Annotated in this window: 11 protein-coding genes and 1 pseudogene; 10 read left to right on the plus strand and 2 right to left on the minus strand. The window is 65.2% G+C overall.

Annotation, left to right across the window (positions count from 1 at the left end; all coding sequences use genetic code 11):
* Positions 1-237 (minus strand): DUF1853 family protein (locus N878_RS23410; protein ID WP_031303917.1); only part of this gene is annotated, 237 nt, incomplete at its 3' end.
* Between the two features lie 98 nt (positions 238-335).
* On the opposite strand from N878_RS23410, the gene N878_RS23415 reads away from it, so the two are divergent.
* The 10 genes from N878_RS23415 (at position 336) to N878_RS23460 (ending at position 14,674) form a co-directional block, all read left to right on the plus strand.
* On the plus strand, positions 336-1,223 hold the full coding sequence (locus N878_RS23415; protein ID WP_021445926.1) for an NAD(+) kinase: 888 nt from the start codon (positions 336-338) through the stop codon (positions 1,221-1,223).
* Complete coding sequence (locus N878_RS23420; RefSeq protein ID WP_021445927.1) at positions 1,224-2,198, plus strand: metallophosphoesterase; 975 nt, start codon at positions 1,224-1,226, stop codon at positions 2,196-2,198. It begins immediately after the preceding gene.
* On the plus strand, positions 2,195-3,055 hold the full coding sequence (locus N878_RS23425) for a rhomboid family intramembrane serine protease (RefSeq protein ID WP_021445928.1): 861 nt from the start codon (positions 2,195-2,197) through the stop codon (positions 3,053-3,055). Before N878_RS23420 ends, N878_RS23425 begins: the two co-directional genes overlap by 4 nt.
* A 60-nt stretch (positions 3,056-3,115) precedes the next feature.
* Positions 3,116-3,379, plus strand: coding sequence for a YeaC family protein (locus tag N878_RS23430; RefSeq protein WP_021445929.1), 264 nt, complete (start codon positions 3,116-3,118; stop codon positions 3,377-3,379).
* Positions 3,379-4,215, plus strand: a complete 837-nt coding sequence (locus N878_RS23435) for a DUF2797 domain-containing protein (protein ID WP_021445930.1) — start codon at positions 3,379-3,381, stop codon at positions 4,213-4,215. The genes N878_RS23430 and N878_RS23435 overlap by 1 nt, the downstream gene beginning before the upstream one ends.
* A gap of 52 nt (positions 4,216-4,267) precedes the next feature.
* A complete protein-coding gene (gene pepN / locus N878_RS23440; RefSeq protein WP_021445931.1) occupies positions 4,268-6,940 on the plus strand; it encodes an aminopeptidase N in 2,673 nt (890 codons plus the stop codon).
* A 484-nt stretch (positions 6,941-7,424) separates the two neighbouring features.
* The gene (locus tag N878_RS23445; protein ID WP_021445932.1) at positions 7,425-9,425 is read left to right on the plus strand and encodes a DUF1302 domain-containing protein; all 2,001 of its coding nucleotides are present in this window, start codon (positions 7,425-7,427) and stop codon (positions 9,423-9,425) included.
* Between the two features lie 212 nt (positions 9,426-9,637).
* Positions 9,638-11,008 (plus strand): DUF1329 domain-containing protein, encoded by a 1,371-nt coding sequence (locus N878_RS23450; protein WP_021445933.1) that lies wholly within the window; start codon positions 9,638-9,640, stop codon positions 11,006-11,008.
* Positions 11,009-11,206: 198 nt separating this feature from the next.
* Positions 11,207-12,301 (plus strand): YCF48-related protein, encoded by a 1,095-nt coding sequence (locus N878_RS23455; RefSeq protein ID WP_031303918.1) that lies wholly within the window; start codon positions 11,207-11,209, stop codon positions 12,299-12,301.
* A gap of 18 nt (positions 12,302-12,319) precedes the next feature.
* On the plus strand, positions 12,320-14,674 hold the full coding sequence (locus N878_RS23460) for an RND family transporter (RefSeq protein ID WP_021445935.1): 2,355 nt from the start codon (positions 12,320-12,322) through the stop codon (positions 14,672-14,674).
* Between the two features lie 350 nt (positions 14,675-15,024).
* Here N878_RS23460 and N878_RS23465 read toward each other — a convergent pair.
* A pseudogene (locus tag N878_RS23465) lies at positions 15,025-15,319 on the minus strand (protein BatD); the annotation flags it as partial.

Below are 15,319 nucleotides of genomic sequence, written 5' to 3' on the forward strand. Positions count from 1 at the left end.
GCGCCCCGGATTGCCGGCCAGCCAGGCGCTCAGCTCGCCGTCGTCGCGGTCCAGCCGGCGCAGCCAGTCGGCCAGCAGTGCCGGCTGGGTGCCCCAGCGGCTGGCCTGCAGCGGGTGGCGCTGCGGTTTGGGCGTCTGCCCGAGCAGCGGCGGCGACAGCAGCACCCAGGCCAGGTCGCGGACGGCGGGGCGGTGCAGGTGGCGGGGCAGATCGTGGAGGACATCGAGCGGGCTCATGTAAGCGAGCATAGCCCAGTGCGGTGGGCGGTTTGCTGCGGCCTCGGCCTTTGACCGATAATCGCCGTCTCTCCCTTCTCAAGTCTGGCGGGCATCCCATGGAGCAATTTCGCAATATCGGCATCATCGGGCGCCTCGGCAGCACGCGGGTGCTGGAGACCGTCCGCCGACTCAAGCGTTATCTCATCGACCGCCACCTGCACGTGATCCTCGAGGACACCATCGCCGAGGTGCTGCCCGGCCACGGCCTGCAGACCTCCTCACGGAAGATGCTCGGCGAGGTCTGCGACCTGGTGATAGTGGTCGGCGGCGACGGCAGCATGCTCGGCGCGGCGCGTGCGCTGGCCCGGCACAAGGTGCCGGTGCTGGGGATCAACCGCGGCAGCCTGGGCTTTCTCACCGATATCCGCCCCGACGAGCTGGAGTTCAAGGTGGCCCAGGTGCTCGAAGGCCAGTACCTGACCGAGAACCGCTTCCTGCTCGAGGCCGAGGTGCGCCGCCACGGCGAAGCCATCGGCCAGGGCGATGCGCTCAACGACGTGGTGCTGCACCCGGGCAAGTCGACGCGGATGATCGAGTTCGAGCTGTTCATCGACGGCCAGTTCGTCTGCAGCCAGAAGGCCGACGGCCTGATCGTCGCCACCCCGACCGGCTCCACCGCCTACGCGCTGTCGGCCGGCGGGCCGATCATGCACCCCAAGCTCGACGCCATAGTGGTGGTGCCGATGTACCCGCACACCCTGTCCAGCCGGCCGATCGTGGTGGACGGCAACAGCGAGCTGAAGATAGTGGTGTCGCAGGACCTGCAGATCTACCCGCAGGTCTCCTGCGACGGCCAGAACCACTTCACCTGCGCGCCGGGCGACACCCTGCACGTGGCCAAAAAGGCGCAGAAGCTGCGCCTGATCCATCCGCTGGATCACAACTATTACGAGGTCTGCCGCACCAAGCTGGGCTGGGGCAGCCGCCTCGGGGGGCACGACTGAATGTCCCTCGACCCCCATCGTGGTTACGACCTGATCGGTGATATCCACGGCTGCGCGCGCACCCTGGAGCGCCTGCTGGAGCAGCTCGGCTATCGCCAGCAGGGTGGCGTGTGGCGCCATGCCTCGCGCCAGGCGATCTTCCTCGGCGACCTGATCGACCGCGGCCCCGGCATCCGCGAGGCCCTGCACCTGGTGCAGGCCATGGTCACGGCCGGCCAGGCGCTGTGCATCATGGGCAACCACGAATTCAACGCCCTGGGCTGGAGCACGCCGGCGCCGCCGGGCAGCGGCCGGCAGTTCGTCCGCGAACACAGCCCGCGCCACCAGCGCCTGATGCGCGAGACCCTGGCGCAGTTCGAGGCCTATCCGCAGGAATGGCGCGAGTTCCTGCGCTGGTTCTACGAGATGCCGCTGTTTCTCGATGCCGGGCGTTTTCGCGTGGTGCATGCCTGCTGGGACAGCGGCTTGATCGAGCCGCTGCGCGCGCAGTTCGCCGACGGCTGCATCGACGAGCATTTCGTCCAGGCCTCGGCGGTGCCCGGCAGCTTCGCCAACCTGGCCCTGGATCGCCTGCTGCGCGGCACCGACATGCGCCTGCCGCATGGCCTGACCCTGACCAGCGACGACGGCTTCACCCGTTCCTATTTCCGCACCAAGTTCTGGGAAGAGAATCCCGAGACCTACGGCGACATCGTCTTCCAGCCCGACGCGCTGCCCGAGCTGGCGGCGCAGACGCCTTTGACCGAACTGCAGAAGGACGAGCTGCTGCGCTACGGCGCACACGAGCCGTTGCTGTTCGTCGGCCACTACTGGCGCCGCGGCAAGCCGGCGCCGATCCGCGCCAACCTGGCCTGCCTGGACTACAGCGCGGTGGTTGGCGGCAAGCTGGTGGCCTACCGCCTGGACCAGGAGCAGCGCCTGGAGTCGGGCAAGTTCGTCTGGGTCGACGTCGATCCCGCGGAGGCGCCGCGATGAGTGCCGTGGCCGTGCTGCGCCTGCCGCTCGCCGCCGATCTGAGTGGTTTCGTCGCCCTGCTGCGGCGTCTGCAGGTGCCGCACCGGGTGATCGAGGAGGGCGGCGAGCAGGTGCTCTGGGTGGCCGGCGAGGAGTTGGCCGAGCAGGTGCGCGAGCTCTATGCGCGCTACCCGGATGGCGATGCCGCCGGCGAGGTTGCCGAACCCGTCGCGCCGGAGCGCGAGGGCGTATTGCTGCAACTGCGCCGCAGTCCGCTGACTGGCGCCGTGCTGCTGCTGACTTTCATCGTTTTCGCCGTGACCGCGGCCGGGGAGAACTTCGCCGCCATCCGCTGGCTGAGCTTCGTCGACTTCCGTATCGACGGCGAGCACCTCTATCTGACCTACCTGGAGGCGACGCTCGCCAGCGGCCAGTGGTGGCGTCTGCTGACGCCCATGCTGATCCACTTCGGCTGGCTGCACCTGGCGATGAACAGCTTGTGGTACTGGGAGCTGGGCCGGCGCATCGAGTTTCGGCAGGGCGCCATCGGCCTGCTCGGGCTGACCCTGCTGTTCGCCCTGGCGTCGAACTTCGCCCAGTACTGGTGGGCCGGGCCGTCGCTGTTCGGCGGCCTGTCCGGCGTACTCTACGGCCTGCTCGGGCATTGCTGGATCTACCAGCGCCTGGCGCCGAACCCGGTTTATCGCCTGCCGCCCGGCGTGCTGGTGATGATGCTGGCCTGGCTGGCGATCTGCATGACCGGCGTCTTCGAACTGCTGCAGTTCGGCGCCATCGCCAATGCCGCGCATCTCGGCGGCCTGCTCACCGGCTGCCTCACCGGGCTGCTTGGCGGTATGCTGGCCAGACGCAGCGCTTGAACCGATCATATTGACCGTTCCGGCGGGTTGCACCCGCCCCAGGATCCATCCGGAGACCCCATGTCGTCCTTTCTCGAAGCCATCGAAAACATCACCCCGGAAATCTACCAGAGCCTCAAGCTGGCCGTGGAAATCGGCAAATGGCCCGATGGCCGCAAGCTGACCCAGGAGCAGAAGGAGCTGAGCCTGCAGGCGATGATCGCCTGGGAACAGCAGAACCTGCCGGAGGATCAGCGCACCGGCTACATGGGCCCGCAGGAGTGCAGCAGCAAGTCCGAGCCGGTGCCCAACCTGTTGTTCAAGTCCTCGGAAACCCTGCACTGATGAGCGAACTGGGACGTGGCTCGCTGAGCAAGATGGCGGCGCGCCTGGACGCGCCGGTGCAGTACGCCTTGCGCCTCGGCGACGAAGAGGTGCCGGTCAACCCGCTGCTGGGCAAGACGTTGCGCCTGGAGTACCTCGGCGCCATCCACTGCAGCCATTGCGGGCGCAAGACCAAGACCAGCTTCAGCCAGGGCTACTGCTACCCCTGCATGCAGAAGCTGGCGCAGTGCGATCTGTGCATCATGAGCCCGGAGAAGTGCCACTTCGATCAGGGCACCTGCCGCGAGCCGAGCTGGGGCGAGCAGTTCTGCATGACCGACCATATCGTCTACCTGGCCAATTCCAGCGGCGTGAAGGTGGGCATCACCCGCGCCAGCCAGGTGCCGACGCGCTGGATCGACCAGGGCGCGACCCAGGCGTTGCCGATCCTGCGCGTGGCCACCAGGCAGCAGTCCGGCTTCGTCGAGGATCTGCTGCGCAGCCAGGTGGCGGACAAGACCAACTGGCGCGCGCTGCTCAAGGGCGATGCCGCGCCGGTCGACCTGCCGGCGATCCGTGAGCAGCTGTTCGCCAGCTGCGCCGCGGGCATCGCCGAGCTGCAGCAGCGCTTCGGTCTGCAGGCCATTCAGCCGCTCGGCGCCGCCGAGGTGCTGGACATCCGCTATCCCATCGCGGCCTATCCGGCCAAGATCGCCAGCTTCAACCTGGACAAGCAGCCACTGGCCGAGGGGACCTTGCTCGGGATCAAGGGCCAGTACCTGATGTTCGACACCGGCGTGATCAATATCCGCAAGTACACCGCTTACCAGCTGGCCGTCCACGAGATCGCCGCCTGACCCCCGATTGCCACCCGGCGCCCGGCGCGCCGCAGACGAGAGGCCAAGAGCCATGCGTACCGAACAACCGAAGATGATCTACCTCAAGGACTATCAGGCCCCCGACTACCTGATCGACGAGACCCACCTGACCTTCGAGCTGTTCGAGGACCATAGCCTGGTGCACGCGCAGTTGGTCATGCGCCGTAATCCCGAGGCCGGCGCCGGCCTGTCGGGGGCCCGCATGCCGCCGCTCGTGCTGGATGGTCAGCAGCTTGAACTGCTGGAGCTCAAGCTCGACGACCGCGAGCTGGGCGAAGGCGATTACACGCTGACCGACAGCCACCTGACCCTGCAGCCGACCCAGGAGCGTTTCGTGGTCGATAGCACGGTGCGTATCCATCCGGAAAGCAACACCGCGCTGGAGGGCCTGTACAAGTCCGGCAGCATGTTCTGCACCCAGTGCGAGGCCGAGGGCTTTCGCAAGATCACCTTCTACCTCGACCGCCCGGACGTGATGAGCAAGTTCACCACCACGGTCAGCGCCGAGCAGCATAGCTACCCGGTGCTGCTGTCCAACGGCAACCCGATCGCCAGCGGTGCGGAAGAGGGCGGTCGGCACTGGGCGACCTGGGAAGACCCGTTCAAGAAGCCGGCCTACCTGTTCGCCCTGGTCGCCGGCGACCTCTGGTGCGTGGAAGACAGCTTCACCACCATGAGCCAGCGGGAAGTCGCGCTGCGCATCTATGTCGAGCCGGAGAACATCGACAAGGTGCAGCACGCCATGGACAGCCTCAAGCGCTCGATGAAGTGGGACGAGGAGGTCTACGGCCGCGAGTACGACCTGGACATCTTCATGATCGTCGCGGTCAACGACTTCAACATGGGCGCCATGGAGAACAAGGGCCTCAACATCTTCAACTCCAGCTGCGTGCTGGCTCGCGCCGAGACCGCCACCGACGCCGCCCATCAGCGCGTCGAGGCGGTGGTGGCGCACGAATACTTCCACAACTGGTCGGGCAACCGCGTGACCTGCCGCGACTGGTTCCAGCTGTCGCTCAAGGAAGGCTTCACCGTGTTCCGCGACGCCGAGTTCTCCGCCGACACCCACTCGCGCACGGTCAAGCGCATCGAGGACGTGGCCTATCTGCGCACCCACCAGTTCGCCGAGGACGCCGGCCCCATGGCCCACCCGGTGCGCCCGGATGCGTACATGGAGATCTCCAACTTCTACACCCTGACTATTTATGAAAAGGGCTCGGAAGTGCTGCGCATGATCCACACCCTGCTCGGGCCGGAGCTGTTCCGCAAGGGTTCGGATCTGTACTTCGCGCGCCACGACGGCCAGGCCGTGACCTGCGACGACTTTGTCAAGGCCATGGAGGATGCCAGCGGCGTCGACCTGACCCAGTTCAAGCGCTGGTACACCCAGGCCGGCACGCCGCGCCTGGAGGTCAGCGAGGCTTATGACGCCGCGGCCCAGACCTACAGCCTGAGCTTCCGCCAGAGCTGCCCGGCCACGCCGGGGCAGAAGGACAAGCAGCCCTTCGTCATCCCCGTCGCGCTCGGCCTGCTCGATGCCCAGGGCCACGAGCTGCCGCTGCGCCTGCAGGGCGAGGCTGCCGCGCAGGGCACCAGCCGCGTGCTGTCGGTCACCGAGGCCGAGCAATGCTTCACCTTCGTGGATGTCGCCGAGCGGCCGCTGCCGTCGTTGCTGCGCGGCTTCAGCGCACCGGTCAAGCTGCATTTTCCCTACGACCGCGACCAGCTGATGTTCCTCATGCAGCACGATTCGGACGGCTTCAATCGCTGGGAAGCGGGCCAGCAGCTGTCCGTGCAGGTGCTGCAGGAGCTGATCGGCCAGCAGCAGCGCGGCGAGACCCTGCTGCTGGATCGGCGCCTGGTCACGGCGCTGCGCACGCTGCTCGAGGACGAAGCGCTGGATCAATCCATGGTCGCCGAGATGCTTTCGCTGCCGGGCGAAGCCTACCTCACCGAGATCAGCGAGGTGGCCGACGTCGAGGCCATCCACGTCGCCCGCGAGTTCGCCCGCAAGGAGCTGGCCAGCGCGCTGTTCGAGCCACTGTGGGCGCGCTACCAGGCCAGCCGCGAAGTGTCCAAGGTCACCCCCTATGTCGCCGAGGCCGCCCACTTCGCCCGCCGCAGCCTGCAGAACATCGCACTGTCCTACCTGATGCTCAGCGAGCGGTCCGAGGTGCTGGCCGCCTGCGTCGATCAGTTCGAGAACGCCGACAACATGACCGAGCGTCTGGCGGCGCTGGCGGTGCTGGTCAACTCGCCGTTCCGGGACGAGCAGGGCAAGGCCCTGGCGATGTTCGCCGACTTCTTCAAGGACAACCCGCTGGTGATGGATCAGTGGTTCAGCGTGCAGGCCGGCTGCCCGCTGCCCGGCGGTCTGGAGCGGGTGCATGCGCTGATGCAGCACGAGGCCTTCACCCTGAAGAACCCGAACAAGGTGCGCGCGCTGATCGGCGCCTTCGCCAACCAGAACCTGGTCAACTTTCACCGCGCCGACGGGGCGGGCTACCGCTTTCTCGCCGACCAGGTGATCGCCCTCAACGCCCTCAACCCGCAGATCGCCTCGCGCCTGCTGGCGCCGCTGACCCGCTGGCGCAAGTACGGCGCCGCCCGTCAGGCGCAAATGCAGGCCGAGTTGCAGCGCATCCTCGCCTCCGGCGAGCTGTCTAGCGACGTCTACGAGGTGGTGAGCAAAAGCCTGGCCTAAGACGGGTTCTGCTGCACAAGAAGTGTTACCAGCCTCTGGCTGGTAACACTTTTTTGTTACTCAAAGAAATATGCCCTTCGCCTGTTATGCATTTGCACACTTAAGTTAGGGTCTTGGCCCTTGACTGAGTGGCGCTCTTGCTTGCGCGAAAACCCACGCGAGACCTCTAGCAAGGGGCATAAAGCGTCGGATCGTAGGACAAAAGACGCCATCGGCCAGGCGAATAGCTGACAGATTGGTCAGTGAATGATCAGTCACCGAAGGAAACACCGCCGATTGTCTAACTAGCGCCTTTGCGCTGATACGCTCGTTTGAATTGGCACCATGGTTGCAGTGCAGGACGGGATTCGGCCCCACGCCGCTGCGCCAGGGGCCGCTGCAATGCATTGGCGCAAGCCAAAACAAGCCGTCGTCAGTACGGCATATCGCCGTCCCGCCTGCGGGATCGCCCAAAAGAATGATCTGTCCACGGAGTAAAGTCTCGATGGAAATTAAGTCCCGCAAGCCCGTTCTGCGATTTGCCCCGGCCACCGCCGGCTTCGCGTTCGCTGGCGTCCTGCCGTTGCTGGTTGCCGCCCAGGTTCAGGCGGTGGAGTTCAGCTTCGCCGACAATGAAATCACCGGTTCCATCGATACCACCGTGTCCTACGGCCAGCTGTGGCGCGTGCAGGGCCAGGACAAGAGCAACAACGACATCAACACCAACGATGGCAACCGCAACTTCGATACCGGCCTGGTTTCCGAAGTGTTCAAGATCACCACCGATCTGGAAGCCTCGTATCAGAACTACGGCGTGTTCGTGCGCGGCACCGCGTTCTACGACACCCAGATCATGGACAAGCGCAACGACTACTACGGCGCCAACGATCCGGCCCAGCCGAGCCAGAATTTCCCGCGCGACGACAGCTTCACCTACGAGACCCGGCACAAGGCCGGCCGCGATGCGCAGATCCTCGATGCCTATGTCTATGGCAACTGGGACGTGGGCGATATGCCGGTCTCCGGCCGTCTCGGCAAGCAGGTGTTCAACTGGGGCGAAGGTCTGTTCTACCGCGGCGGGGTGAACACCACCAACCCGGTCGACGCCGCCAAGTTCCGCCTGCCCGGTTCGGAAGTGAAGGAAGTGCTGGTGCCGGTCGAGGCGCTGAGCTTCAACCTCGGCCTGACCGACAACCTGTCGATGGAAGCCTTCTACCAGTGGAACTGGAAGGAAACCGCGGTCGACCCGGTGGGCACCTACTTCTCCGAGACCGATCTGTTCGCCGATGGCGGCAACACCGCCTACACCACGGTCGATGCACTGTCCAATCCGCTGTTCCAGACCGTTTACAACGGCGCGGTGAATGGCGGTTTCGCCGGTCTGCCGGCCAACTTCGGCGGCTTGCAGGGCACCAACTATCTGGACAGCAACGGCGTGATCAAGGTGGCCAGCGTCGGCTCCGACATCAATGCCAAGAACGATGGCCAGTTCGGCGTCGCCTTCCGTTATATCGCCGAAGAGCTCAACTCCACCGAGTTCGGCTTCTACTTCGTCAACTACCACGCCAAAGAACCGACCATCTACGCCGATATCAACTCCACCTACGCCGGCCTGAACATCGATCAGCTGGCCAGCCTGGGCAGCCTGCTGGGGGTCAGCGCCACCAGCTACGACGATCTGGTCAGTCAGGCCGCCAGCAACCCGGCCGCGGCTACCGTGCTGGGCCTGGTCAACGGCGCCGCCGCCGTGGACGTGGCCAACCAGGTCAACGCCCGCCGCGAGTACGCCGAAGATATCCGCATGTACGGCATGAGCTTCAATACCACGGTCGGCGAGGCCTCGGTGTTCGGCGAGCTGTCCTACCGGCCGAACCTGCCGATCGGCATCGCCACCACCAACGACCTGCTCGGCGACCTGCTCGGCCAGGCCGCCCACCTGTCTGCCGGCCGCCCGGTGAACATCGGCGGTCAGATGGTCGATATCGACGATCAGATCCACAACTCCACCCGTGTCGAGGCCTTCAACACCTCGCTGGGCACCATCTACAACTTCGGTCCGTCGCTGGGCTTCGACTCGCTGTTCGGCGTCGCCGAGCTGGCGTCCGAGCACGTGCGCGGCGACAGCCTGCAGTACGTCGATTACCAGGGCAACGTGCGCTACTACGCCGGCCGGCCGAACAACTCCTACGTTTCCGGCTATGACCGCGACGACCAGATCAACAAGAACGCCTACGGCTACACCCTGGTCATGTCCGGCACCTGGAACGACGTCTACGCCGGCGTCAACCTGTCGCCGTTCGCCGTGTTCAAGCACGACTTCGAGGGCAACTCGCACCAGACCGGCAACTTCGTAGAAGGCCGCATGGCCTACACCGTCGGCATGCGCGCCAGCTACCTGAACAGCCTGGAAGCCGAGATCCAGTACACCGAGTTCTACGGTGCCGGGCAGAACAACGGTTCGCGCGACCGCGACAACGTCGGCGTCAACGTCAAGTACTCCTTCTAACGAGCCTGTCCACGATCTGCTGCGCGTCGGCTAAACGGCGTTGAAAACGACCTCGGAATGCTCATTTACATACGTAAGCTCCGCTTCCTCGGCCGTTTTCGCCACCGTTTATCTCTAGCTCGCGAGATCGTAAACAGGCTCTAAAGACCCATAACCAGAAAAACAGCCGGGCGCCGTAGGGCGTTCGGCCAGACTCTTCACGGAGAATTACCATGCTGAACAAGCACAGGCTGATGGCCGTAGCCGTTGCACTGGCGTTTTCCGCCGGCACCGCGCTGGCTGCCGTTTCCCCGCAGGAAGCCGCCAAGCTCGGCGATACCCTGACCCCCTTCGGCGCCGAGAAGGCCGGCAACGCCGCCGGCACCATCCCGGCCTGGACCGGCGGCATCACCCAGGCGCCGGCCGGTTACACCCGCTCGGGCCAGCACCACGTCAACCCCTTCCCGGAAGACAAGCCGCTGTTCACCATCACCGCGGCCAACCTGAGCCAGTACGAGGCCAACCTGACCCCGGGCCAGGTCGCCATGTTCAAGGCCTATCCGGAAACCTACCAGATGCCGGTGTACCAGACCCGCCGCTCCGGCTCCGCGCCGCAGTGGGTCTACGACAACAGCATCAAGAACGCCACCAGCGCTAAGCTGGCCGATGGCGGCAACGGCTTCAGCAATGCCTATGGCGGCATCCCGTTCCCGATTCCGCAGAACGGCGTCGAGGCGCTGTGGAACCACATCGCCCGCTACCGCGGCACCTACATCGTGCGCCGCGCCTCGGAAGTGGCGGTGCAGCGCAACGGCGCCTACTCGCTGGTGACCTCGCAGCAGGAGGCGATGTTCAAGTACTACATGCAGAACGGCTCCTTCGCCGATCTGAACAACATCATGTTCTACTACCTGTCGTTCACCACCAGCCCGGCGCGCCTGGCCGGTGGCGCCACCCTGGTTCACGAGACGCTGGATCAGGTCAAGGAGCCGCGTCAGGCCTGGGGCTACAACGCCGGCCAGCGTCGCGTGAGGCGTGCGCCGAACCTGGCCTACGACACCCCGATCGCTGCCGCCGACGGCCTGCGTACCGCCGACGACACCGACATGTTCAACGGTGCGCCGGATCGCTACGACTGGAAACTGGTGGGCAAGAAGGAAATCTACATCCCCTACAACAACTACCAGGTCACCAGCCCGGACGTGAAGTACAAGGATCTGCTGCAGGTCGGCCACCTCAACCCGGCGCTGACCCGCAACGAGCTGCACCGCGTCTGGGTGGTGGAAGGCACGCTGAAGTCCGGCGCCCGCCACATCTATTCCAAGCGCACCCTGTTCCTCGACGAGGACAGCTGGCAGGCCGCGGTGGTGGATCAGTACGACGGTCGCGGCGAGCTGTGGCGCGTATCCATCGCCTACCTGAAGAACTACTACGACCTGCCGACCACCTGGTCCGCGCTGGACGTGTTCCACGATCTGCAGGCGCGTCGCTACCACGTGCAGAACCTGGACAACGAAGAGAACAACACCATCGACTTCAGCCAGGCGATTCCGGACGACGGTTATTTCAAGCCGGCCGCCCTGCGTCGTCGCGGTACCCGCTAATAGTCGTGTAGTCTCACGCGAAGGCCGCTACAGTAGTAGCGGCCTTTTCGTATCAGCTCGGCGAATGGGCCGTGCTCAAGCGGCTGCGGCCTTAACAAAACATAACGTCGCGCCGATTGTCAGGGCTTTCCGAAGCTCGCTAGGATGAGCGGCCTGCTAATAAGGCAGTACCGCCTATAACAATAAGGGGGAAGGTATATGAGTGAGCCCGTCATGCGGCGCACCCAGTCCGGTCTGGCGTCCATCCTGGCGCGCAAACCGGCGCTCCGTGTCCATTCGCCGCTGGCCAAAGCGCTCTCGCTGTGCAGTGTGCTGTCCGTGTTGAGCTTCGCCGCCGCGCCGCTGCAGGCCGAAACCTCGGCAGCCGCAGAGGCCGGCTATGCCATCGAGTCGCCCCAGGCGGTGCACAGCCTGCTGCTCGATGTGGTCAACACCGGCAAGCGCCTGGTCGCCGTCGGCGACCGCGGCCATATCCTTTATTCCGACGACCAGGGACAGAGCTGGACGCAGGCCAAGGTGCCCAGCCGGCAGATGCTCACCTCGCTGTTCTTCGTCGATGCACAGCATGGCTGGGCTGTCGGCCACGACGCGCAGATCCTCGCCACCAGTGACGGCGGCCTGAGCTGGACCAAGCAGTTCGAAGACCTCGAGCGCGAAGCGCCGCTGCTGGACATCTGGTTCAAGGACCTGCAAACCGGCTACGCCATCGGCGCCTACGGCGCGCTGCTGGAAACCAGCGACGGCGGGCAGAACTGGGAAGACGTCAGCGACCGCCTCGACAACGAAGATGCCTATCACCTCAATGCCATCACCGCGGTGAAGGATGCGGGGCTGTTCGTCGTCGGCGAACTCGGCCAGATGTTCCGTTCCGCCGACTGGGGACAGACCTGGGAACGCATCGAGGAGCAGCCCTACGATGGCTCGCTGTTCGGCGTGCTCGGCACCGACCAGGCCGGCACCCTGCTGGCCTACGGCCTGCGCGGCCACCTGTTCCGCTCCACCGATTTCGGCGACAGCTGGCAGCAGATCGTCATCAACACGCCGAACAACGGCCCGCTGGAGTTCGGCCTGGCCGATGGCACCCTGCTGGCCGACGGCAGCATCGCCGTGGTCGGCCATGGCGGCACCGTGCTGCGCAGCACCGACCACGGGCAGAGTTTCAGCCTGATCAACCGTCCCGACCGCATCTCGCTGGCCGGGGTAACTGCACTGGATAACGGCAACCTGATCCTGGTGGGGCAGGGCGGCGTTCACCTCGCCGCCGCGACCGGCGCCGATCTGGGCCAACAATAACAAGCCGGGAGCCTTTGCATGACCAAGCATCAACAAACGCCTGCCTCTTTCCTCGAGCGGCTGATTTTCAACAATCGCCCGGCGGTGATCCTGATCTGCCTGCTGATCAGCCTGTTCCTGTTCTACCAGGCCGCCCAGGTACGCCCGCAGACCAGCTTCGAGAAGATGATTCCGCTGGGTCACCCCTATATCCAGAAGATGCTCGAGCACCGTAACGACCTGGCCAACCTGGGCAATACGGTGCGCATCTCGGTGGAAGCCACCGAGGGCGACATCTTCAGCAAGGAATACATGGAGACCCTGCGGCAGATCCACGACGAGGTGTTCTACATCCCCGGCGTCGATCGTTCCGGCCTCAAGTCGCTGTGGAGCCCCAGCGTGCGCTGGACCGAAGTGACCGAGGAAGGCTTCGCCGGCGGCGAGGTGATTCCGCAGACCTACGACGGTTCCGTGGAAAGCCTGGAGGACCTGCGCAGCAACATCCTCAAGTCCGGACAGATCGGCCGCCTGGTGGCGAACAACTTCAAGTCGAGCATCATCGACGTGCCGCTGCTGGAGTCCTACCCGGACCCCAACGACCAGAGCAAGCTGGTGTCCCTGGACTACCAGAAGTTCTCCCACGAGCTCGAAGAGAAGATTCGCGAGAAGTACCAGGCGCAGAACCCCGACGTTAAGGTGCACATCATCGGCTTCGCCAAGAAGGTCGGCGACCTGATCGACGGCCTGTTCGGCGTGGCGCTGTTCTTCGCCGTGGCCATCGGCATCACCTTCATCCTGCTGCTGTGGTTCACCCACTGCTTCAAGAGCACCCTGGCGGTGGTCATCACCACGCTGATCGCGGTGGTCTGGCAGCTCGGCCTGCTGCACACCCTGGGCTTCGGTCTCGACCCCTATTCGATGCTGGTGCCGTTCCTGGTATTCGCCATCGGCATCTCCCACGGGGTGCAGAAGATCAACGGCATCGCCATGGCCTCGGGCGAGGCGACCGACGCCCTGTCCGCCGCGCGCATGGCCTTCCGTCAGCTGTTCATCCCCGGCCTGGTGGCGCTGCTGTCCGACGCCGTGGGCTTCGTCACCCTGCTGCTGATCGACATCGGCGTGATCCGCGAACTGGCCATCGGTGCCTCGATGGGCGTGGCGGTGATCATCCTGACCAACCTGATCCTGCTGCCGGTGATGATTTCCTACATCGGCATCAGCAAGAAGGCGGTGAAGATCAGCCGCGAAGAGGCGGCCAAGGACCATCCGCTGTGGCGTGCCATCTCCAACTTCGCCCACCCGATGGTGGCGCCGATCTCCGTGGTGGTCGCCGTGGTGGCCTTGGCCGGCGGCGTCTGGTACGGGCAGAACCTGAAGATCGGCGACCTCGACCAGGGCGCCCCGGAACTGCATCCGGACTCGCGCTACAACCTGGACAACGACTTCGTCATCCGCAACTACTCGACCAGCTCCGACGTGCTGGTGGTGATGATCAAGACTGCCACCGAAGGCTGCTCCACCTATCCGGCCCTGGCCGCCATGGACGAGCTGATGTGGCAGATGGAGAACACCCAGGGCGTGCAATCGGCCATCTCCATGGTCACCGTGTCCAAGCAGGTGATCAAGGGCATGAACGAGGGCAACCTGAAATGGGAAACCCTGTCGCGCAACCAGGACGTGCTGAACAACTCGATCGCCCGTGCCGAAGGCCTGTACAACGCCGACTGCTCGGTGGCGCCGGTGCTGGTGTTCCTCGAGGACCACAAGGCCGAGACCCTGTCGCGTGCCGTGGCCGCCGCCGAGGCGTTCGCCAAGCAGCACAGCAGCGATGAGCTGCAGGTGGTGCTGGCGGCCGGTAACGCCGGTATCGAGGCGGCCACCAACGAGGTGATCGCCGCGTCCGAGACCACCATGCTGATCGCGGTCTACGCGGCGGTGAGCATCATGTGCCTGCTGACCTTCCGTTCGCTGGCCGCGACCCTGTGCGTGATCCTGCCGCTGGTGCTGACCTCGATCCTCGGCAACGCGCTGATGGCCTACATGGGCATCGGCGTCAAGGTCGCCACCCTGCCGGTGATCGCCCTCGGCGTGGGCATCGGCGTGGACTACGGCATCTACATCTACAGCCGGATGGAGACCTACCTGCGTCAGGGCCTGTCGCTGCAGGACGCCTACTACGAGACCCTCAAGTCCACCGGCAAGGCGGTGCTGTTCACCGGCGTGTGCCTGGCCATCGGCGTGGCGACCTGGATCTTCTCGGCGATCAAGTTCCAGGCCGACATGGGCCTGATGCTGACCTTCATGTTCCTCTGGAACATGATCGGCGCGATCTGGCTGCTGCCGGCCCTGGCCCGCTTCCTGATCAACCCGGAGAAGCTGCGCGCCAAGGGCTGATGCCCAGCCTGTAGCAGAAGAACCGCGGCCCTTGGGCCGCGGTTTTTTTATGGCGCTGGGGGCGCCGCACGCAGGGCGGATAGGCCGCCAGGCTTGTCCGTCAACCGGGGGCGCTGGCGAAGGCACGCGCTGGCGCCGGTAGCCCGGATGACATCCGGGGCCTTCGCCGGCAGCCGGTTCCGATGGATACGGGGGTTACGCCCTGCGTTGGCGTACTACCGACAACGGCTGCCGATCAAGGGTGGACGGCTACAGCGGATAAATGCCCGATAGCCGGTGCGCGCGACGCACCCTACCCACGCTTGCCTGCGATCGACTCTGGTGGCGCCGGCGCACCAGCGTTATCGCCGTCAGCGTGGGTAGAGCGGCGGCAGCGCGCTGCTTTCCTGCGCGGCGGCGCTCGGTTGCTGGGCGGCCGGCAGGTTGCGGATCGCCTTCCACAATTCCTCGCCCTGCCACTGCTGGCCGGTTTCGCTGTACAGCGCGCCGTTGAGGCCGTCGAGGGCGTCGGACAGCGGCACGTAGCGCGCCGCCATGTCGGCCAGGGTTTCCGGCTGCTGGCGCGCCCAGGCGTCGAGGGCGTGGCGGGTGGTCTGGGCATCGCCGGCGAGGCAAGCGCGCTTGAGGTCGTCGAGCAGGGTGCGC

Origin of the sequence: Pseudomonas sp. EGD-AK9 (assembly GCF_000465935.2) — a bacterium.
Taxonomy (GTDB): Bacteria; Pseudomonadota; Gammaproteobacteria; order Pseudomonadales; family Pseudomonadaceae; genus Aquipseudomonas.

Bases quoted from the DNA above. Each gene is read 5' to 3' on its own strand.
- N878_RS23445 (WP_021445932.1), top strand. From the start codon at position 7,425: ATGGAAATTAAGTCCCGCAAGCCCGTTCTGCGATTTGCCCCGGCCACC.
- N878_RS23420 (WP_021445927.1), top strand. From the start codon at position 1,224: ATGTCCCTCGACCCCCATCGTGGTTACGACCTGATCGGTGATATCCAC.
- N878_RS23460 (WP_021445935.1), top strand. From the start codon at position 12,320: ATGACCAAGCATCAACAAACGCCTGCCTCTTTCCTCGAGCGGCTGATT.
- N878_RS23425 (WP_021445928.1), top strand. From the start codon at position 2,195: ATGAGTGCCGTGGCCGTGCTGCGCCTGCCGCTCGCCGCCGATCTGAGT.
- N878_RS23455 (WP_031303918.1), top strand. From the start codon at position 11,207: ATGAGTGAGCCCGTCATGCGGCGCACCCAGTCCGGTCTGGCGTCCATC.
- pepN (WP_021445931.1), top strand. From the start codon at position 4,268: ATGCGTACCGAACAACCGAAGATGATCTACCTCAAGGACTATCAGGCC.
- N878_RS23415 (WP_021445926.1), top strand. From the start codon at position 336: ATGGAGCAATTTCGCAATATCGGCATCATCGGGCGCCTCGGCAGCACG.
- N878_RS23430 (WP_021445929.1), top strand. From the start codon at position 3,116: ATGTCGTCCTTTCTCGAAGCCATCGAAAACATCACCCCGGAAATCTAC.
- N878_RS23450 (WP_021445933.1), top strand. From the start codon at position 9,638: ATGCTGAACAAGCACAGGCTGATGGCCGTAGCCGTTGCACTGGCGTTT.
- N878_RS23435 (WP_021445930.1), top strand. From the start codon at position 3,379: ATGAGCGAACTGGGACGTGGCTCGCTGAGCAAGATGGCGGCGCGCCTG.